Consider the following 19,769-nt stretch of genomic DNA (forward strand, 5'->3'; position numbering starts at 1 on the left):
CGAGTGGCTTTAGTTGGCTTGCGCCAGTCCGGCCGCGCGGCGGGAGAAGATCAGGCTGTCCAGCAGCCAGATGGCGACCATGGAGGCCCCCACCAGCGGGAAGCAGATCCCGAGCAGCACCAGCACGGCCAGCGCACCGCGCATGGGCGGCAGCACGGCTGGCAGGGGTGGCGCGGCGAGGCGACCCTGCGGACGGCGGCTCCACCAGATCCAGAGCCCGCTCACCGCGCTCAGCAGTACCAGCAGGCAGATGATCAGCATGGCGAGTTGATGGGGCCAGCCATAGAGCTTGCCGGTGTGCAGCATGACGCCTGTCTCCACCACCTTGGCGACCGGGCCGTAATCCTGCCAGCGCACGTCGGCCAGCACCTTGCCGCTGTACTGATCGATATGCAGGGTGGCGTCGTTGCGCGGATCGTCGGCGAACAGGGCTATGGTGTAGACGCCACTCTTGCCGGTCGGCGGCGTGATGCTGTAACCCGGGGTCACCTGCCGCGCCTGGGCGATCTCGACCACCTGTTGCAGGCCGATGCGATCCTGCGGCATGACCATGCCGTCATGCTCGCCGCCCTGGTTCATGGCGCTGTGATCGTGGCCCTCAGACGCCGGTTGCGCATCGGGTGGGGCCGTCTCTGGCATCGCCATGGCAGCCATCTGGTCGGGCGCGACCGAGCTCGGCATGGGGGTGCTCTCCATCGCCCAGGGCACCGTCTGGTCATGGGGCTGGTTGAGGCTGCGGGCGAGGGGGGCCGACTTGGGGACCTCGTTCCACATGGCGGCCGGGAAGCGATTCCAGACGTTGGCAAACTGATCGCCCCAGAAGCCGGTCCAGGTCATGCCGCTCAGCAACAACAGCAGCAGGAAGCCGGCGCCCCAGAAGCCGACCACGGCGTGCAGATCGCGCCACCAGAGCCGCCCACGCTGATTCATTCTGGGCCAGAGAATGCCGCCTACGCCGGGCCCCTTGCGCGGCCACCACAGGTAGAAGCCGCTGACGAGCAGCACTATGCCCCAGCCGGCTGCCAGCTCGATCAGCCGATCCCCGGTGGTGCCGAGCAGCAGTTCCGCATGCAGGGCGCGGGCGACCGCCTGCAGATTCCACTGGTTGTCCATGGTGCCGAGCAGGGCGCCACTGGCGGGATCCATAAACAGGGTCAGCTCGCTACCCTGTCGTTTGACGACAAACTGGGCGCTCAGATCCGGGGCCGCAGGGGGCAGGTACTTGCTCAGGCTGGCGTCCGGCATGGCGGTCCGCGCCTTGGTCCACAGCACATCCGCGCTTAGGGCCTTGCCCTGCAGTGGGTCGGCACTCTGGGCGTGGGCGGCGGGCTGCACCTTCATCAGCTCGGGATAGAGCAGGTTGTCGAGCTGGGGCTTGAACAGATACACCATGCCGGTGAGGGAGAGCAGGATCAGAAAGGGGGCGACGAACAGGCCGGCATAGAAGTGCCAGCGCCAGATCCGCTGGTAATGATTCGCGTCGTGGTTTTTCATCTCTGATCCTTGCGGCGGTGGCAAACGTTACGGCTGGTGGAACCTTTGGGTGGCGCGGATGATAGCAGCAACGTTTTGTTAACTGCAATAAAACAAAGTCGGCCCGTTTTCTGCCGGAGAGTGCCTGCGAGCAGGAGACCTGTCAGAGGCTAAACAGGCCGGAAAGAAGACGATAGTCACCCGGTGGAGCAGATGAGCATTGTGGATCTGCGCCCGACGGAGATGCTGGTTCTGACGGGTAAAACCGGGATGACTGCGGCGGTAAAGAGGGGAGGGAACGTCATGGGTGTGGCACATCATAGAGAGGGCGATCCAGCTCTTAGCTCAGGTTGATAAACCAGTTATCCCGCTCGTCGACGCAGTCGGGCTCACCCATCTCGAACTCCCGGCAGATGAGGGGCGCACTTCATAGAGGCGGCACATCATAGATAGGGAGATCCAGCGCTGCCGTGCGGTGGTCAGGAAAGGTTGATAAACCACTTGTCCCGTTCGTCGATGCAGTCGGGCTCACCCATCTCGAACTCCCGGCAGATGAGGGGGCGCACCTCATAGATGCGGCACATCATAGATAGGGCGATCCAGCGCTGCCGTGCGGTGGTCAGGAAAGGTTGATAAACCACTTGTCCCGTTCGTCGACGCAGTCGGGCTCACCCATCTCGAATTCCCGGCAGATGAGGGGGCGCACCTCATAGATGCGGCACATCATGGTGTTGCGATCCAGCGCCGCACACCAGCCATCTTCCAGCCGGTGCATCACGGGCACCTGTCCTTCTATCTCGTCCACATAGCGATCCGGTACGCCGGTATCGGTGAACAGCATCACCTCTAGGCGGCAACAGCAGGCTTCGCAATTCTGGCAGCTGACTTCGGGCGGGTTGGCTTGGGACATGGCTCATCTCATGGTGTGTGACTGGGTTGGCAGGGGAAACAGGCGCCGTCAACAGCGCCTGTTTCCTGATAGCTGGGTGGAACTTAGCCCAGCTTGCGGGCGCGATAGGTGCGGCCCTTGATCTTGCCTTCCTGCAGCCGCTTGAGGGCGGCGCTCGCCACCTGACGTTTGACCGCCACGTAGGAGTGCTGCTCCGAGATCTGGATCTTGCCGACGTCGGCACCGGCGATGCCACCTTCGCCGGTCAGGGCGCCGAGGATGTCACCGGCCCGCACCTTGGTCTTGCGGCCCGCATCGATGGAGAGGGTCACCATCTGCGGCGCGATCGGTTTGATCTCGCGGCCGATCCCGGCCAGATCCCCTTGCGGGATGGGAGCCTGCTGGTACTCCTCGATCAGGTTGACGCGCTGGGCCTCGTTCGGCTGATAGAGGCTCAGGGCCAGGCCCTGCTGGCCGGCACGACCGGTACGGCCGATGCGGTGCACGTGCACCTCGGGATCGTAGGTCAGCTCGTAGTTGATGACCGCGCCCAGCTCCTTGATGTCCAGCCCACGGGCGGCCACGTCGGTGGCGACCAGTATGGTGGCGCTGCCGTTGGCGAAGCGTACCAGCACCTGGTCTCGCTCGCGCTGCTCGAGATCGCCGTTCAGCGCCAGCGCCGAGAAGCCCTTGGCGGCCAGATGCTCGGCCACGTCGTTGCAGGCGCGCTTGGTGTTGCAGAACACCACGCAGGAGCTCGGTTGATGGTGGCTCAGCAGCCAGGTCAGGGCGTCGAGGCGCTGACCGGCGGGCACTTCATACAGCTTCTGCTCGATGGCGCTGTCCTCGTGCAGGGACTCCACGCTCACCTCGACCGGATTGCGCTGTACGCCACGGCTCATCTGGGCGATCCCCTCCGGGTAGGTGGCGGAGAACAGCAGGGTCTGGCGGCGCTCGGGCGCATAGCTGATGACCTTATTGATGTCTTCGCCAAAGCCCATGTCCAGCATGCGATCCGCTTCGTCCAGCACCAGCGTCTCCAGGCTGGAGAGCTCCAGAGTGCCCTGCTCCAGATGCTTGAGAATGCGGCCAGGGGTGCCGACGGCGATGTGGGCACCGAAGCCCAGGGTGGCGGACTGAGGTGCGGTCGGGGTGCCGCCACACAGGGTCACCAGCTTGACGTTCGGCAGGGCGCGGGCCAGACGACGGATCTCCTGGGCGACCTGATCCGCCAGCTCGCGGGTCGGGCAGAGCACCAGGGCCTGCACGTCGACACGGTTGACGTTGAGTCGGGAGAGCAGGCCGAGGGCGAAGGCGGCGGTCTTGCCACTGCCGGTTTTTGCCTTGGCGATCAGGTCTTTACCGTCGAGCACCAGGGGCAGGCTCTGAGCCTGGATCGGGGTCATCTGCAGATAACCCAGGCTGGCGAGGTTCTCCAGCAGGGCGGGGGAGAGGTTGAGGCTGCTAAATTCGCTGTTGTTCACAAGAGGACTCTATATCGGGAAAACGGGCTGCGCGTGGCGCAAGGGCGCGCATTGTACCAGAGAGTGCCGCCGCGTGGGATGGATTGTGGCGGATTTTTGAACGCCAGAGCCGAAGGCGTCGGCCAGGCTGGGATCCCGTGATAGGGAGGTTGGGAGTCGATCCGCCCCGGCGTAACGACCTCGATGGCTATTGACTAATTATGCGTAAACGAGATAAACGTTTTCCGCTCGATTTGATTAAATATTACGATGCCGAGCCGGTTTTTAATGGGCTGACAGCCAGACGGGTCTGGGGGAAATAATGAGGAAATAGAACGCTATGCGAAGAAGTTGAAATATAACTCATTGTTTTTTATTTGATATTTTTATCATAAGCGATGATGGGACTCTTATTTTATGATTAATTAATTTAAAAACGTTTGTATTATCCTGGGTGCATATTTTTACCGCAGATTGTGATGGCTATCTGATTTTTAAATATGCAAATCTCTATGATGGCGCCGGTCAAAAATTACAATTCACTCAGGTGCTACTGGTATGGAATACGTTCACTTTGTGCTCGGACTGGTGATGGTCCTCGTGCTCGCGTTGCTGGCTAACCGCCACAACTGGAAACAGATCAAGCTGCGCTATATCGGCCAGCTGTTGGTGGTGGAACTGGCGCTGGCTTGGTTCATGCTGAACTCCGAAGTGGGCCTGGCCGTGGTGGGTGGCTTCGCCGCCGGCTTCACCAAGCTGATGGAGTTTGCCAAGCAGGGTACCGACTTCGTGTTCGGTGGTCTGGTCAACGAGGGAGCCTTCTCCTTCTTCCTGATGGTGTTGATGCCCATCGTCTTCATCTCGGTGCTGATCGGTATCTTGCAGTACATCCGTCTGCTGCCCATTATCATCCGTGGCATCGGCACCGTGCTGGCCAAGATCAACGGCATGGGCAAGCTGGAATCCTTCAACGCCATCAGCTCCATGATCGTCGGCCAGTCCGAGAACTTCATCGCGCTCAAGAACACCTTGCCGCACCTGAACGAGAAGCAGATGTACACCCTGGCGGCGACGGCCATGTCCACCGTCTCCATGTCCATCGTCGGTGCCTACATGCAGCTGATCGAGCCGCGTTACGTGGTGGCCGCGCTGGTGCTCAACATGTTCAGCACCTTCATCGTGCTGTCGCTGATCAACCCGTACGAGCCGGACAACTCGGTCACCGATCTGAAGGCCATCGCCGAGGGTGACGAGCACCATACCCCGAAGAAAGAGAACTTCTTCGAGATGCTGGGCGAGTACATCATGGCCGGTTTCTCCGTGGCCATTATCGTGGCCGCCATGCTGGTCGGTTTCATCGCCCTGATCGCCCTGGTCAACTACCTGTTCGAGATGGCGTTTGGCGTCAACTTCCAGTACGTCATGGGTTACATCTTCTACCCGATCGCCTGGATCCTGGGTATCCCCAGTGGTGAGGCGCTGCAAGCCGGCTCCATCATGGCGACCAAGCTGGTGACCAACGAGTTCGTGGCCATGATGGATCTGGGCAAGATTGCCGCCGATCTGTCCCCGCGTACCATCGGCATCCTCTCCATCTTCATGGTGTCGTTCGCCAACTTCAGCTCCATCGGCATCATCGCCGGTGCGGTGAAGGCGCTGAACGAAGAGAAGGGCAACATGGTCTCCCGCTTCGGTCTGAAGCTGGTGTACGGCTCTACCCTGGTGAGCCTGCTCTCCGCGGTGATCGCCGGTGTGATGATCTAACCTTCACCCCATTTATGCTGATAAACCCCTGCCCAGTCAGGGGTTTATTTTTTCCTGGCCCGGAACTTTTCTATTTTATCCTGCTCTGAACTGATTGAATGAAAATGAACCAGGACCGGGAGAACAGGATGAGATGGTTGATATGGGGAATGGCAATGCTGCTGGCTGGCTGCGCCGCCAAGGGGGACACACCGGAGCAGAAGCGGGGCTATGTGCAGGAGATGCGTGAGCAGGTGCTGAGCGAGCTTTATCAGGAGAAGGCGAGCATCCGTGATGAGGTGCAACAGGCCAAGGGTTATGCGGTATTCTCCAGCGTCAATAACAGCCTGGTCTTTGTCAGCGCAGGCAGCGGCTTTGGTGTGGTGCGGGACAACGGGACCGGTCAGGATGTCTACATGAGCATGGCCAATGCCGGGGTGGGGCTGGGTCTTGGCATCAAGGACTTCAGGGCGCTGATCCTGTTCAACGATGCGGAGGCGCTGAAGCACTTCATCGAGGTGGGCTGGGAGGCGGGGGCGCAGGCCGATGCGGCGGCACGCTCCGGTGACAAGGGCAGCGAATTGCTCAATAAAACCGCCAGCACGGGGACCAAGAAGGTGACCGTTTATCAGCTGACCCAAAGCGGTCTGGTGTTGCAGGCGACCCTGCAGGGTTACAAGTACTGGACCGATGATGAACTCAACGCACCTGGTCCGGCCGAGGTACAGACGGTGCAGTGATCTGCCATGAGCTCATCTTATGCGCGAGATCGTTGAACCATGCTGGTTGGCTATTTTGGGGGTTAATGAGAGCTGTCAGGGCATTTGCCTCTGCATGAATGCAGGTCGATATGCGTAAAAAAGGGTCCCTAGGGACCCTTTTTTGTTGTGGTTGATGGTTAAGGTATCAGGCCAGGGAAAGTCAATATGTTGCTGGATACCCCATTGAGCTCGGCTTGGAAGTTGGTACTGCCGAGGGGAATAACCAACACATATGTATTGCCCAGCCCCAAGGCCAACAGACCGCCATTCATGCGCCAAGTCGCACTGCTGGTCACATTCTGTGTGCTGCCGTCCGAGTAGTGGCCTATCGCCGTGAAGGTGATAGTCCTTACCGTGTTCAGCAAGTTAATACTGCTGGTGGAGCTGATTACCAAGCTGCTCAGCACCGCATTGCTGACGGTGACCGGCAGGGAGGCTGTGACACCCTGTACGTTGACACTGACGTTCGCACTGCCGACGGTGACCCCAGTCGCCAGGCCCGTCGACGTGACGCTGAATACGCCGGGGTTGCTGCTCAGCCAATTGGCCTGAGCGGAGACATCCTGAGTGGTTGTGTCGCTCAGCGTCGCCGTGACCTTGAGCTGTGTCGATGTGCCCGCCGCCAGCGGGCTAATGGGCGCGATAGCCACGCTGACGACCACTGCGTTGGACACTGTCACTCCCAACGTGGCGCTCTCTCCATTCAGAGTCCCTGTGATGGTGGCAGTCCCCGGTTGCAGCGCAGTGACCAGGCCGGAATTGAGGCCAACACTCGCAATGGCTGGGGCACTGCTGGTCCAGCTGACATTGGCGGTGACATCTACGGTGCTGCCATCGCTGTAGCTACCCTGGGCGGTCAGTTGACCCGTCAGCCCTGCAGCCAACGTTAAGGGCGGTACCGTGATGTTGAGCCCACCCGGATTGAGGGCGGCACTGGTCACGGTGATCAACAGGGTCGCATTTTGCCCGTTCAGAGTACCGGTGATCACTGCAACACCCGGCGTAACCGCAGTGACCAGGCCGGTCGAGCTGACGGTCGCAACAGCGGGGGTGCCGCTGCTCCAGCTGACACTGTTGGTGACGTTGATGTTGCTGCCGTCACTGTAGCTGCCATTGGCGGCAAGCTGACCGGTCAGACCGGCGGCCAGGGTCAATGGGGGCACCGTGATGCTGAGTCCAAATGGGTTAAGGATGGCGTTGGTGACAGTCACCTGCAGGGTCGCAGTTTGCCCGCCAAGAGTTCCTGTAATGGTGGCCGTTCCCGGTACGACAGCAGTGACCAGGCCGGTGTTGAGGCCAACGGTCGCAACGGTAGGGGCGCTGCTGGTCCAACTGACATTGGCGGTGACATCCAGGTTGCTGCCATCGCTGTAGCTACCATTGGCGACGAGCTGGCCGGTCAGGCCGGCAGCCAGGGTCAAAGGTGGCACTGTGATGGTGAGCCCACCGGGATTGATGGCTGCGTTGGTGACAGTCACCAGCAGGGTTGCAGTTTCTCCATTCAGGGTGCCCGTGATGGTGGCGATTCCCGGCGCGACAGCAGTGACCAGACCGGTGTGGAGGCCAACGGACGCAACGGCAGGGTTGCTGCTGGTCCAGCTGACGGAGGTGGTCACATTCACGTTGCTGCCATCGCTATAACTACCATTGGCAACCAGTTGACCTGTCAGGCCTGCGGCCAGGGTCAGAGGCGGTGTGGCTATGGTCAACCCACCTGAATTGAGCACCGCATTGCTGACAGTGACTGACAGGGTCGCGCTCTGGCCGCCCAGGGTACCAGTGATGGTGGCGGTGCCGGGGGCGACGCCAGTGACCAGACCGGATGCATCGACGGTGGCGACAGCCGGATCACTGCTGACCCAGCTGACGGAGGCGGTCACATCCACACTGCTGCCATCGCTGTAGCTGCCGTTGGCGGCAAGCTGACCGGTCTGACCTGCTGCCAGCGTCATGGGCGGCACCGTGATGGTGAGCCCACCTGCATTGATAGTGGCGTTGGTGACGGTGACGGAGAGCGTTGCACTCTGGCCATCCAGGATGCCGGTGATGGTGGCGGTGCCGGGGGCGACAGCGGTGACCAGGCCGGTCAGGCTAACGGTTGCGATGGCTGGATCACTGCTCCACTGGACATTGGCGGTGACATCCGCGCTCGTGCCATCGCTGTAGGTTCCGCTGGCGGCAAGCTGACCCGTCAGGCCAACGGCCAGAGTCAGTGGCGGCACCGTGATGGTGAGTCCACCGACATTGAGGGTGGCGTTGGTGACGGTGACAGAGAGCGTTGCGCTCTGGCCATCCAGAGTGCCGGTGATGGTGGCGGTGCCGGGGGCGACGCCAGTAACCAGACCGGATGCATCGACGGTGGCGACAGCGGGGTTGTCGCTACTCCATTGGACATTGGCAGTGACATCTGTAGTCGTACCATCGCTGTAGGAGCCGCTGGCGGCAAGCTGACTGCCTTGGCCGGCAGCAAGGGTCACCGGAGGTGTTGTGATGGTTAACCCACCGACATTGAGGGTGGCGTTGGTGACGGTGACTGAGATCGTTGCGCTCTGGCCGTCCAGGGTGCCGGTGATGGTGGCGGTACCGGGTGCTACCGCGGTGACCAGACCGGTCAGGCTAACGGTTGCGATGGCAGGATCACTGCTGCTCCATTGGACATTGGCGGTGACATCTGCGCTCGTGCCATCGCTGTAGACACCGCTTGCGGTAAGCTGACGACTCAGGCCTACGGCCAGCGTCACTGGCGGCACCGTGATGGTGAGCCCGCCAGCATTGAGGGTGGCGTTGGTGACGGTGACGGAGAGCGTTGCGATCTGGCCATCTAGGGTGCCGGTGATGGTGGCGGTACCGGGTGCTACGGCGGTGACCAGACCGGTCAGGCTGACGGTCGCGATGGCCGGGTCACTGCTGCTCCAGTGAACATCATGGGTGACATCTTTGGTCGTGCCATCGCCATAGGCTCCACTGGCTGCAAGCTGGCTACTCTGGCCTGCTGCCAGCGTCAGGGGAGGTACAGTGATGGTGAGCCCACCGACGGTGAGGGTGGCATCGGTCACCTCCAGCGTGGCAGTGTTGCTGGTCACGCTCTGGAACTTGGCCGAAATGACGGTATTCCCTTCATTAAAGGCGGTCGCTTCACCGACCAGGTCTATGGTGGCTACGTTGCTGTCCGAACTATCCCAGTCGACCTGACTGGTGAGATCCTGCGATGAGTTGTCGCTGAAGGTCGCCATGGCCTGGTATTGCTGCTTGGTTCCTTTGGGCAGTGATTTGGCTGCGGGGGTAATCTGGATAGACGTGGTAATGGCATTGGTGACGGTCAGTGTTGCACTGCGGCTGATGGAGCCAAAAGTGGCGCTGATAGTTACTTGGCCAACGCCTGCGCCAGTTACCACCCCTTGACTATTGACGCTCGCGACAGCGGCATTGCTGCTGCTCCATTGCACCAGGCTCGAGACATTCTGGCTGGAGTTGTCTGTGAAAGTGGCGACAGCCTGTAGCTGGGTTTTGGTGCCGAGGGCAATCGAACTTGTCGCAGGAATGACTTGCAGCGTTTTGAGGCTGGTATTGGTGATTTTGATACTGGCGCTGCCAGTGACGCCAAGCAGGCTGGCAGAAAGAGTGGTCGAGCCTGCCGCGATTCCGGCGACCAATCCATTGCCGTCTACGGTCGCAACGGCCTTATTGCTGCTTAGCCATGCGACCTGAGAAGAGACATCCTGCACACTATTGTCATTCAAGGTGGCGATGGCGGTCAATTTGGTCTTGGTGCCGATGGCCAGTTGGAGGTCGGCCGGGGTGATCTGGATCTTGCTGATCGTCAGATTCACCGCCGAGACGCGGGTCTGACCGGTGACACCTTGCAGGGTGGCACTGATAATGGCGTCACCGAGGGCGACGGCAGTAATTTTTCCCTTGGCATCGACTTTCAATACCGCCGGTTTGTTGCTCTGCCAGCTTGCTTGGGTCGACACATCTTTGGTGCTGTCATCGGATAGGGTGGCGATGGCTTGCAACTGCAGCGACAACCCCTTGGCCACCTTGGTAGTGGGGGGGATGACGCTGATCTTGGTGGCAATGGCATCGGTGATGGTCAGCGTGGACGCATTGCTGGTGACCCCCTGATAGCTGGCCGTTATCTCGGTCTTGCTGATTTTGAGTGGTTTGGCCAGGCCTTTCTCATCGATGGTGGCAATGCTGGTGTCGGCACTGCTCCAGGTGGCCAGAGCCGTGATGTCTTCCGTGGTGTTATCGCTATAGGTTGCAATAGCCGAATATTGGGTGCTGATGCCAAGCGGGGTGCTGGGATTGGCTTCGGCCCTGGCCTTGGTGCCTGCGGTGTCGGCAGAGATATCGATCTTGGTCAGCGTCTTGGCGCCTGGATCGGGGGACTCACTTCCTCCTCCCCCTCCACCACCACAACTGAATAAGAAGAGGGTAAGAAACAGTGAGAGAAATACATTCATTGGTTTGCTCATGGATATTCCCCTTTGCTCTCTGTGCTTAATCTGAGACGAGATTCCCCTTGTTTTTAGGGGCGACGAATCTTGCAGAGATGGTGTTCTCTGTTCTCGCTAAGCACTAAAGTGCAGTAATTTGTTGAAATTATGACGTTAAGTCCCTTTTTTTATTCGGCATGGATATATTTTAATTATTTCCATTGTGTTGTTGTGGACATATTATGGGTTTGCGCAAAATGCTACTAACAAGATTATTAATTTATAGTTTGTTAATATGTCTAGGTTAGGTGGCTCGGTATTTCAACCACCATTGATATAATTAAAATTATGAGGACTAGGCCGAATTGATATAAAAAGTTATATCGAGCATCGGTCTCATCTGTGACGATGGGAGCAAGAAAAGGGAACCGAGTGAGGCGTATCTTGTGCCAGCGAGGAAGGGGGCATTACTGTGTGAGCCTGAGCGGCCCACAGCGGTGAGCCTGAGCGGCCCACAGCGGTGAGCCTGGAAGGCAAGTCGAGATGCTACGGCTTGCCGGAAGCTATGTCGGCCAGGCGGCTCAGCGCCAGCAGTCAGCCCATGGGGCTTGAATGCTGTCTCTCTTTATCTGGCTATGTCAGCTTGCCTCTGAGCAACCACTTGTCCAGCGCATTGGCGAAGCGTTGCTTGTCGGCCGCGTTGAAGGGGGCTGGGCCGCCGGTCTGGACCCCGGCCGAGCGCAGCTCCTCCATGAAGTTACGCATGCCGAGCCGCGCCTGTATGGTCTCACGGGTGTAGATCTCGCCCCGGGGATTGAGTGCCTCGCCGCCGGCATCGATCACCCAGGAGGCCAGCGGGATATCGCCGGTAATGACCAGATCGCCGGGCATGACTTGCTGGGCGATCACGTGATCCGCCACATCGAACCCCTTCTCCACCTGCTGGGTCTTGATGAAGGGAGAGGGCGGTACCCGCAGCCCCTGATTGGCCACCAGGGTGGTGACAACCTGGGCACGGTGGGCGGCGCGGTAGAGGATCTCCTTGACCGGGAGGGGGCAGGCATCGGCATCAACCCAGATGGGCATGGCATGGTTTCCTGTGTCTGAAGCGAGGGCCGCATCTTAGCACGGCTGACGCAGGGGGGCTGCCCCGGGGCTGAGTCGGCCCCGGCTTTCGTGTAAGCTGGGTCGACGAACATGAACGAGAAGGACGTGCAGATGGATCGGGTGCCCAGTGACGTGATTTATGGCCTGACCCTGGATGGCAAGGGGGGCATGCAGCCGCTGGCGCCAGGCAGTGAGATCCCGGGGCCGCAACCCAGCTGGCTGCACCTGGATTACGGCAATCCGGAGTCGGCCCGCTGGCTGCTGCAGACGCCCTTGCTCAATGACGCCGTGCGAGAATCCCTGCTCGGCCAGAGCAACAGGCCCAAGCTGGTGCGGATGGGGGAGACTGTGCTGTTGATCCTGCGCGGCATCAATCACAACCAGGATCACCGCCCCGAGGAGATGGTGGCGCTGCGCATCTACATCACGCCGGATCTTATCCTCAGCAGTCGCCGTCGCCCGCTGTTGTCGGAAAAAGATGTCTTCGAGCAGCTCAAACTGGGTGGCGGTGCGGATTCCCCCGCCGACTGGCTGGTGGAGATCTGCGATGCTCTGACCGATCGGGCGGGGGAGTTCGTTGAGGAGCTGCACGATCAGATCCTGGATCTGGAGGAGCAGGTGCTGACGCGGGATCTGCCTGCCAACGGCCGGTTGGCACTGATCCGCAAGCAACTCATCATGATCCGCCGCTACCTCTCTCCCCAGCGGGATCTGGTGGCGCGGCTCGCCAACGAGAAGATCAGCTGGCTGGACGAGGATGACCGCCGCCGTCTGCTCGACATCGCCGACCGGTTGCGGCGCTGGCTGGACGATCTGGATGCCGGCGTGGCCCGCACCGCCGTGCTGGCGGACGAGATCAACAACCTGATGACGGAGGCGACCAATAGACGCGCCTATCAGATGTCGGTGATGGCGCTCTTGTTTCTGCCCGCCACCTTTCTGACCGGCCTGTTTGGCATCAACCTGGGGGGCATCCCGGGGGCGGAGAGCCCTGCCGCCTTCTGGGTCTTCAGTGGCTCGCTGCTGACGCTGGCGACTGGGCTGGCAGTCTGGCTCAAACACCGGCGCTGGTGGTAAGGAGCACAGATGACGACATGGGAATCTTTTGGTGTGACCCTGCTGCTGTTGCTGGGCCACACCCTCATCCGCGGTCTCATTCACAAGAGTCTGATGGCGCTGGCCCAGAGCCGGCAGGTGAGCGAGAACCGGGTGCTCTACGTGGAGCATGTGTTCCACTTCCTGCTCGGCTGCGCCACCCTGCTGATCCTGGCGGGGGTGTGGGGGCTCGACTTCTCCCGGCTGGTGGTACTGGCCTCTTCCTTCTTTGCCGTGCTCGGCGTCGCCATGGTGGCGCAGTGGTCGATCCTCTCCAACATCACCGCCAGCATCACCATCTTCTTCGCCTTCCCCTACAAGATTGGCGACAGGATCCGCATCCTCGACAAGGATGATTCCGTCACCGGCGTCATCACCGAGATCGGTCTGTTCTACCTGCGGGTGCGGGATGACAACGGCGATCTGGTGACCTACCCGGCCAACTTGATCCTGCAAAAGCCGGTCAGACGACTGGAGAGCAAGGAAGCCGAGCCGTTGCAGCCGGAATAACAAAAGGCTCCTCCCGGAGCCTTTTGTTATCGTAATAACTTCTCAGCGCTCGTAGAAGCGGTAGAGATGCTCGACCTGGATCGGGCAGTCCGCCACCCGATGGATGTGTTCGCGCGCATCCTCCTCCGAGGCGAATCTCACCGGGCAACCCAGGGTGTCCGTCATCTCGTACAGGCGGCCATCCTGGCCACGAAACTCCACGAGCCAGCCCGGAAAGGCGATGTCGTGCAGGATCTCCGCCTCCTTGAAGCGGCGTTGCTGATTCAGTGTGCGCAATTCGCTGACCGTCATGACATCCTCCTATGACTCATGGCACCACCCTCAAGTCTAGTCGCCGCCAGCCAGGGCGGCATGCCACCCGGAGGGCTGAGTGCCGAGCCTATCGTCGCTCAGGCGTCGGCAGAGAGTCTCAGGGCGCCGGCGGCTCCCTGGGTGGCTGCAGGGCGATCAGCAGTTCGCCTGCTTGCGGCTGGATAGGGCCGGTGACGACATGGGGTTTCGCCTTGGCATCCAGCACGAACAAGGGGATGGCACCCGGATTGGCCTCCTGGTACTGGGCCCAGTCAAAGGCGTCGCTCAGCCGGGTCGCCTTGATCTGGCCGCCCCGGCTCAGCAGACCGCTCAGACGGGCGAAGTTCATCTCGGGCCCGAACAGGTTCTGGCGGGCGCGGAAGGTGGCGCTCTCCCGGTTCGCCTTGCCGTGCTGTTCGCTGGAGCGCAGGGAGTGGACCCTCTCCTCCCCATAGAGGTGGGCGAAGTGCAGCACGCCGAGGGCGTTGTTGTGCCGGTTGGGGGAGAGGGCCAGCACAGTGCTGATGCTGGTGAGGGGCAGATGGCGCTCGGCGTGTTCCGACTGCGGGTTGCCGAAGTAGCAGGGCAGGTTGCTCATGCGCGCCAGCTTGCAGTGCTCCCAGGCCGGGTCGGACAGATAGACGGGAACGCCCTGCTCCGACAGTGCCTTGCCTATGGCGCGCGCCACCGAGTTGGCGCCGATCAGCAGCCAGGTATTGGGACTGGGCTGGCGCATGCCGAGCAGGCGGGCCAGCGGGACCGAGGTCAGACTCTGCAGCACCACGGTGGAGATGATGACGGCAAACACCAGGGGCACCAGCTTGTCGGCATCCGGGATGCCTGCCTGGTGCAGGCTGATGGCAAAGGAGGCGCTCACCGCCGCGGCGACTATGCCCCGTGGCGCTATCCAGCTGAGCAGGGCGCGGGCCCGCCAGGGGAGATCCGAGCCCAGGGTCGAGACCAGGATGCAGAGCGGACGCGCTACGAATTGCACCACCCCCAGCAGCACCAGCACCATGGGGCCGAGCTGCCAGAGCTGGGCCAGATCGAGGCGCGCCGCCAGCAGGATGAACAGGGAGGAGATGAGAATGACGGCGAGATCCTCCTTGAACTCCAGCACCTCCTCCAGATCCAGCCCCTCCTGATTGGCGAGCCAGATGCCGAATACGGTCACCGCCAACAGGCCGGACTCGTGGCTGAGCCAGTCCGACAGGGTGAAGCTGACCAGCACCAGCGCCAGTACCCCGAACTTGTGCAGGCTGACCGGCAGCCAGTCCTTGCGGATCAGCAGGGTGGTGAGCCAGCCCGCCGCGACGCCGATCAGGGTGCCGACCCCCACCGTCTTGGCCAGCGCCAGCAGGGTATGGTCGATCAGATCCTCCTGGCTGCCGAGCCGCACCGCCTCGAACACCAGCACCGCAAACAGGGCGCCGATGGGATCGATGACGATCCCCTCCCAGCGCAGGATCTTGTCCACCTCCCGCACCGGCCGGATCACGTTGAGCATGGGGGCGACCACGGTCGGCCCGGTTACCACCAGCACGGCGCCGAGCACCATGGCGACCCGCCAGTCCAGCCCCAGCAGCCAATAGCTGGCGGCGCCTATGATCGCGAAGCTGGTCAGCATGCCGATGGAGCAGAGGTTGCGCACCACCTTGCCGATCCCCTTGAGCTCGGCCAGATGCAGGGTCAGTGCCCCTTCGAACAAGATGATGGCCACCGACAGGGACACCAGCGGGAACAACAACTCCCCCAGCAACTGATCCGGATCGAGCAGACCCGTCATCGGGCCGAGCAGCAGGCCGCTCAGCAGCAGAAACAGAATGGCGGGCACCCGCAGGAACCAGGCCAGCCATTGCGCCAACAGGGAGATCAGGGCGATCCCCGCCAGGGAGAGTGCGATCATGCCAACCTCGGGCAGGTGAGGGGGTTGGGAGTAGTGTAGTGGGGAAGGAGGGCAAATTGACACCCGCTCGCGGCGGAGGGGCGGCGCCTCCCTGCTTTACCGGAGGGGCCTTGCTGGGTGAGCTCGCCTAGATGGGGCTCTCTTTGTGAAGCTCGGCGACGCAGTCGGCCACCGCCAGCACCAGCGCTGAGCGCACCACCTGATCGAGCCGGTTGAGCTGCATCTGGTAGAAGGGCCAGTCCTCCTCGTTGGCGGGCGGATCCTGCGGCATCATGCCGCCCTGGTTGAGGCAGTGCAGACGAGCCAGCAGATCGCGGATCGGCTTGTCGCTGAAGCGGTAATCCTTGGGGTCGCGCACCAGAAAATCGCGGATCTTCAGGTAGGCTTCCAGATCCTGATAACGCTCGAGGGAGATGAGGCCGAGGGCGAAGATGAGCTTGAGGCGCACCTCCAGCTGGCCGAGGGGGCCGCTCTGGTTGAGCAGGGGCTCGATGGCGTATTTGACGGCATACTCCTCCTGGCGAAAGGCTCGCCGCATCAGGGAGTCGACCGCCTCTTCCAGGATGGTCACGACCTCGAGGAAGAAGCCACGGGGGCCATCCTGCTCGTTCAGTCGTTCCAGTACTTCATCTTCCTGGTGTGTGGTCATAGGTGTTTTGGGTCCGGCTGACAGGGAGAGAGCCAGGCTCTCCCCCGGTTTTTAACTAAGGGGCACACCGGCCTTGCGGGTCGATGTGCCACCTGCAGGTCATTACAGAGTCTGGTAGCGGGCGACGATGGTGGCAACGATGTCGCTGTCTGCCGCGAGGCCGGTCACCCGGGCCAGCGTGGCGGCCGGGCCCAGTTCGGCCAGCAGGGCCTGCAGCTCCACCGCCTGGGGATCGTCGGCATTGTGGTAGTGCAGCGCCGCCGCTATACCTTCCTGCAGATGCTCGCTGGGCAGGCCGTACTCCAGGGTGCCGAGCAGGGGTTTCACCAACCTGTCCCCGGCCGCCAGCTTGCGCAGCGGCTGACGACCTACCCGGTCGATCTCATCCACCAGATAGGGGTTGGCGAAACGGGCGAGGATCTTCTCGATGTAGGCGGCATGCAGCCGTGGATCGAAGCCGTAACGCTTCACCAGCACGGCACCGCTCTCCTCCATGGCCCGGCGCACCTTGCTGCGGATCAGCGGATCCTCGATCGCCTCGCGCACCGTGCGATAGCCGCGCAGCTTGCCAAGGTAGGCGGTGACAATGTGGCCGGTGTTGAGGGTGAACAGCTTGCGCTCGACGAAGGCCATCAGGTTGTCGGTGGTCTCCATGCCCGCCACCTGGGGCCGCTCCCCCTTGAACTGGGTCTGGTCGACGATCCACTCGCTGAAGCTCTCCACCGTCACCTCCAGCGGATCGTCGTTGGCCGCGGCGGGCGGCACTATGCGATCCACCGCGGAGTCGACGAAGCCGACGCAGGATTCGAGCGTGACATGATACGCGACCGGCAGGTACTTGAGTACCTCCTGCTTGAGGTGGCTGGTGCCGCGCACCATGTTCTCGCAGGCGATGACGTTGAGCGGGCTCAGGTTGCCGGCATCGAAGCGGGCCTGCAGCCCCTTGGCCAGGGTGCTGGCGATCTTGTCCAGGATGTTGGGGCCCACCGCCGTGGTCACCAGATCGGCGGTAATGATACGGGCGATCACCTCGTGGCCGGCGGAGCTGACCGCCGCCACGTTGCGCACCACGTCCAGCTTCTGATCCGTCCCCACCACGTGCACCCTGTACTCCTGGCGATGGTTGAGCTGATCGATCAGGGTCTCGTTGACGTCGGCGAAGGTGACCTGGTGGCTGGCGTCAGCCAGCAGTTTACCGATGAAGCCACGTCCGATATTGCCGGCACCAAAATGCAATGTTTTCATGATATTAACCTCTATAACCAAAGATGATGAAGAGTTACGCGGCCTGTTCGGCACCCAGCAGATCCAGGAACTCCTGGGGATTCTGGGTGCTGGCCAGCCGGTCGATGAGACCGGGTTCATCCAGTGCATTGGTCAGTCGGGTTATTACCTGCATGTGTTCGTCGTTGCGGGCGGCGATGCCGATCACTAGCCGCGCCACCTCGTCGGCGGCTTCGCCAAAGGCGACCCCGGCCGGATACTGGCAGATGACGATGCCGGTACGCTTCACAAACTCCTTAGCGGCTATGGTGCCGTGGGGCACGGCGATGGACTCGCCGAGGTAGGTGGAGACCAGCTGCTCGCGCTCCAGCATGGCGTTGACGTAATCCGGTGCCACATAGCCCCGCTCCGCCAGCAGTCTGCCAGCGGTCAGGATGGCGGCTTCCTTGTTGTCGGCCTTGAGCCCCAGATGCACGTCCTGCAGGCTGAGGCTGAACACCTCGGCGACCTGCGGTTCGTAGTGGTCGTCGTTGGCCGCAACTAGCAGTTTTGGGTTGGCCAGATCGTCGTTGGCGGCGCCAGCCAGGCTCAGGTTCTGCACCAGCTCCTGATAGAGGGCGTTGTCGAGGAAGTTGGTCAGGGAGATGTGGTGGGCGTGCGGCGCATGGCGACGGGCCCGCTCGGTCAAGTCCCGGTGGGTGATGACCCAGTCCACCTGATCGTCGAGCTGATCGATGGCGCGGTTGGTCACGCTGATATCGAGCCCGGCGGCCTGCACCCGCTTGCGCAGCATGCCGGCCCCCATGGCGCTGGAGCCCATGCCCGCATCGCAGGCGACCACTATGTTGCGCACCGCCATCAGTTCGCCGCTCGGCTTCTTGGCCGCTGCGGTTTCGGGTTTGGCACCCTTCATGGCCTTCATCTTGCGAGTGGCTTCACCCAGGGCGTCGGCCTCGTCCGCTTCCGGCTGTTGGGCACGTACGAACACGGCGGCGACCAGGAAGGAGACCAGGGTCGAGCTGATGATGGAGAGGGCAACCCCGATCAGGGAGGCCTTGGGCGTCATCAGCAGCACGGCGAAGATGGAGCCCGGTGAGGCGGGGGAGACCAGACCCGCGTTGAATAGGGTCAGGGTGAAGACCCCGGTCATGCCACCGGCGATCACCGCCAGGATGAGGCGCGGGTTCATCAGCACGTAGGGGAAGTAGATCTCGTGGATACCCCCAAAGAAGTGAATGATGGAGGCACCGGCGGCGGACTGCTTGGCAGCGCCACGGCCGAACACCATGTAGGCCAGCAGCACCCCCAGACCCGGACCCGGGTTCGCTTCGATCAGGAAGAAGATGGAGCGGCCCTGCTCGGTGGCCTGCTGGATCCCCAGCGGCGAGAAGATGCCGTGGTTGATGGCGTTGTTGAGGAACAGGATCTTGGCTGGCTCGACGAAGATCGAGGTGAGCGGCAGCATGTGGTTATCCACCAGGAAGCCGACACCACCGGCCAGCACGCCGGAGAGCACCTTGACGAAGGGGCCGATCACGAAGAAGGCGAGGATGGCCAGCAACATGCCGATGATGCCGGCGGAGAAGTTGTTGACCAGCATCTCGAAGCCGCTCTTGACGCGCCCTTCCATCGCCTTGTCGAAGCGCTTGATGGCCCAGCCGCCGAGCGGACCGACCATCATGGCACCCATGAACATCGGGATGTCGGTCCCCACTATGACGCCCATGGTGGTGATGGCACCGACCACGCCGCCGCGCTCACCGCCCATCAGCTTGCCGCCGGTATAGCCAATCAGCAGCGGCAGCAGGTAGGTGATCATGGGGCCGACCAGCTTGGCCAAGGTTTCGCTTGGCAGCCAGCCGGTGGGGATGAAGAGTGCGGTAATGAAGCCCCAGGCGATGAAGGCGCCTATGTTGGGCATGACCATATTGGACAGGAAGCGTCCAAAATTCTGTATCTTGACTTTGGTATCCGGTGATAACATGTCGGGACCCCGTTTTAAGCCTGTTTGATTAAGAGTGGTAGTCGGGATGACGGGTTTTGCCGAACCCCCATCCCAGTCGTCTAAGCAACTTCAATCTACCAGCTCGCGATCGAATTAGGCTGAAAACGGGGCATCTTGTGATATGCCTCTCAATTACCCCGACCTCCCCCCTCCCTTCCCAGTGATCAAGATCACAATCATGGGCTGTATTCTGGTTACATCTCGTTCATCGTCG

The 19,769-nt window shown here is 61.5% G+C and carries 14 protein-coding genes and 1 pseudogene; 4 read left to right on the forward strand and 11 right to left on the reverse strand.

Annotated features, from left to right (window positions below):
• Positions 1-9 precede the first annotated feature (9 nt).
• The 4 genes and pseudogenes from KW821_RS08070 to dbpA form a co-directional block, all read right to left on the reverse strand.
• The gene (locus KW821_RS08070) at positions 10-1,494 is read right to left on the reverse strand and encodes a PepSY domain-containing protein (RefSeq protein WP_218291073.1); all 1,485 of its coding nucleotides are present in this window, start codon (positions 1,492-1,494) and stop codon (positions 10-12) included.
• A gap of 458 nt (positions 1,495-1,952) precedes the next feature.
• Positions 1,953-2,060, reverse strand: a pseudogene (locus tag KW821_RS08075) (YkgJ family cysteine cluster protein); the annotation flags it as partial.
• 32 nt (positions 2,061-2,092) lie between these two features.
• Positions 2,093-2,383 (reverse strand): YkgJ family cysteine cluster protein, encoded by a 291-nt coding sequence (locus tag KW821_RS08080; RefSeq protein WP_218291074.1) that lies wholly within the window; start codon positions 2,381-2,383, stop codon positions 2,093-2,095.
• An 83-nt stretch (positions 2,384-2,466) separates the two neighbouring features.
• Positions 2,467-3,846 carry an ATP-dependent RNA helicase DbpA gene (dbpA, locus tag KW821_RS08085; RefSeq protein ID WP_218291075.1) on the reverse strand — a complete coding sequence of 460 codons (1,380 nt, stop codon included), beginning with the start codon at positions 3,844-3,846 and terminating at the stop codon, positions 2,467-2,469.
• 537 nt (positions 3,847-4,383) lie between these two features.
• On the opposite strand from dbpA, the gene KW821_RS08090 reads away from it, so the two are divergent.
• Together KW821_RS08090 and KW821_RS08095 are read left to right on the forward strand one after the other, a co-directional pair.
• Positions 4,384-5,589, forward strand: coding sequence for a NupC/NupG family nucleoside CNT transporter (locus KW821_RS08090; protein ID WP_218291076.1), 1,206 nt, complete (start codon positions 4,384-4,386; stop codon positions 5,587-5,589).
• A 128-nt stretch (positions 5,590-5,717) separates the two neighbouring features.
• Positions 5,718-6,308: a YSC84-related protein gene (locus KW821_RS08095; protein WP_218291077.1), complete on the forward strand. Its 591-nt coding sequence runs from the start codon at positions 5,718-5,720 to the stop codon at positions 6,306-6,308.
• A gap of 158 nt (positions 6,309-6,466) precedes the next feature.
• On the opposite strand, the gene KW821_RS08100 is transcribed toward KW821_RS08095, so the two are convergent.
• Together KW821_RS08100 and KW821_RS08105 are read right to left on the reverse strand one after the other, a co-directional pair.
• The gene (locus KW821_RS08100; RefSeq protein WP_218291078.1) at positions 6,467-10,807 is read right to left on the reverse strand and encodes an Ig-like domain-containing protein; all 4,341 of its coding nucleotides are present in this window, start codon (positions 10,805-10,807) and stop codon (positions 6,467-6,469) included.
• Positions 10,808-11,401: 594 nt separating this feature from the next.
• Positions 11,402-11,854, reverse strand: coding sequence for a YaiI/YqxD family protein (locus tag KW821_RS08105; RefSeq protein WP_218291079.1), 453 nt, complete (start codon positions 11,852-11,854; stop codon positions 11,402-11,404).
• Between the two features lie 132 nt (positions 11,855-11,986).
• Between KW821_RS08105 and zntB the strand changes: the two genes are divergently transcribed.
• Both zntB and KW821_RS08115 read left to right on the forward strand, forming a co-directional pair.
• The gene (gene zntB / locus KW821_RS08110) at positions 11,987-12,952 is read left to right on the forward strand and encodes a zinc transporter ZntB (protein WP_218291230.1); all 966 of its coding nucleotides are present in this window, start codon (positions 11,987-11,989) and stop codon (positions 12,950-12,952) included.
• A 9-nt stretch (positions 12,953-12,961) separates the two neighbouring features.
• A complete protein-coding gene (locus KW821_RS08115; protein ID WP_042651986.1) occupies positions 12,962-13,480 on the forward strand; it encodes a mechanosensitive ion channel domain-containing protein in 519 nt (172 codons plus the stop codon).
• A gap of 42 nt (positions 13,481-13,522) precedes the next feature.
• On the opposite strand, the gene KW821_RS08120 is transcribed toward KW821_RS08115, so the two are convergent.
• The 5 genes from KW821_RS08120 to KW821_RS08140 form a co-directional block, all read right to left on the reverse strand.
• Positions 13,523-13,771, reverse strand: a complete 249-nt coding sequence (locus tag KW821_RS08120) for a hypothetical protein (RefSeq protein WP_042651987.1) — start codon at positions 13,769-13,771, stop codon at positions 13,523-13,525.
• 118 nt (positions 13,772-13,889) lie between these two features.
• The gene (locus KW821_RS08125; protein ID WP_218291080.1) at positions 13,890-15,677 is read right to left on the reverse strand and encodes a sodium:proton antiporter; all 1,788 of its coding nucleotides are present in this window, start codon (positions 15,675-15,677) and stop codon (positions 13,890-13,892) included.
• A 127-nt stretch (positions 15,678-15,804) separates the two neighbouring features.
• Complete coding sequence (locus KW821_RS08130; protein WP_218291081.1) at positions 15,805-16,326, reverse strand: MltR family transcriptional regulator; 522 nt, start codon at positions 16,324-16,326, stop codon at positions 15,805-15,807.
• Positions 16,327-16,428: 102 nt separating this feature from the next.
• On the reverse strand, positions 16,429-17,571 hold the full coding sequence (locus tag KW821_RS08135) for a mannitol-1-phosphate 5-dehydrogenase (protein ID WP_218291082.1): 1,143 nt from the start codon (positions 17,569-17,571) through the stop codon (positions 16,429-16,431).
• A gap of 34 nt (positions 17,572-17,605) precedes the next feature.
• Entirely contained in the window at positions 17,606-19,534 is a 1,929-nt protein-coding gene (locus tag KW821_RS08140; protein WP_218291083.1) for a PTS mannitol transporter subunit IICBA, read from the reverse strand.
• Between the last annotated feature and the right edge of the window lie 235 nt (positions 19,535-19,769).

The organism is Aeromonas sp. sif2416 (assembly GCF_019218665.1).
GTDB classification, from domain to species: domain Bacteria; phylum Pseudomonadota; class Gammaproteobacteria; order Enterobacterales; family Aeromonadaceae; genus Aeromonas; species Aeromonas encheleia.